Here is an 848-nt window from a genome sequence, read left to right on the forward strand (position 1 = left end):
TTCATTGCCTTTGCGCTGAATGATTTCAAAGAACACAGGACCAATAACCGTCTGAGTAAAGATTTGCAGCAAGATACCGTCTTTCATTGGCGCGCCATCAATCAAGATCTGCAAATCACGAAGTTTACTGACATCTTCAGTATGGCCTTCAACGCGCTCATCGACTTTCTCGTAGTAGGTGTCTGGCGTTGGCATAAAGTCCATACCACGGTCACGCAACGTTTGCACCGTTTGATAGATGTCATCCGTTGTCAGTGCGATATGCTGAATGCCTTCGCCGTTGTATTCGCGGATAAACTCTTCAATCTGCGATTTGTCATCCGAGGATTCATTGATTGGAATGCGGATTTTGCCACACGGCGCCGTCATTGCGCGGCTGACAAGGCCGGTCAGTTTACCTTCGATATCGAAGTATCGAATTTCTCGGAAGTTCCCGATGCGCTCATAAAAACCAGACCATACATCCATATTACCTTGCTTAACGTTGTGCGTGAGATGGTCTATCTCGTACAAGCCAACGTCTGATTTTGCTAAGCGATCGTCTGCATCGTCATAAAAACGGAAATCGACGTCGTAGATGCTCTGCTTGCCATAACGATCAACAAAATAAAGCAAGCTTTCACCAATACCGTAAATGGCAGGGATACTCAGTTCCATCGGACCAATTTCAGTTTTGTACTCTGTGCCGCCGTTTTGAATAGCATGTTCAAGCGCAACCGTCGCGTCTTTCACACGAAACGCCATACCACATACAGATGGGCCGTGAACTTTAGCAAACTCCTCCGCCTGGCTATGAGGCTGGGCGTTCACGATAAAGCTGATGTCACCTTGTCGATACAACCATGCTT

General features: G+C 46.9%; 1 protein-coding gene. It reads right to left on the reverse strand.

All coding sequences use genetic code 11. From position 1 onward, the window contains the following. A partial coding sequence (gene hppD / locus R7E38_RS22840; RefSeq protein ID WP_318082133.1) for a 4-hydroxyphenylpyruvate dioxygenase occupies positions 1 to 848 on the reverse strand: 848 nt, incomplete at both ends.

The organism is Vibrio sp. Vb2131 (assembly GCF_033338535.1).
Taxonomy (GTDB): Bacteria; Pseudomonadota; Gammaproteobacteria; order Enterobacterales; family Vibrionaceae; genus Vibrio; species Vibrio alginolyticus.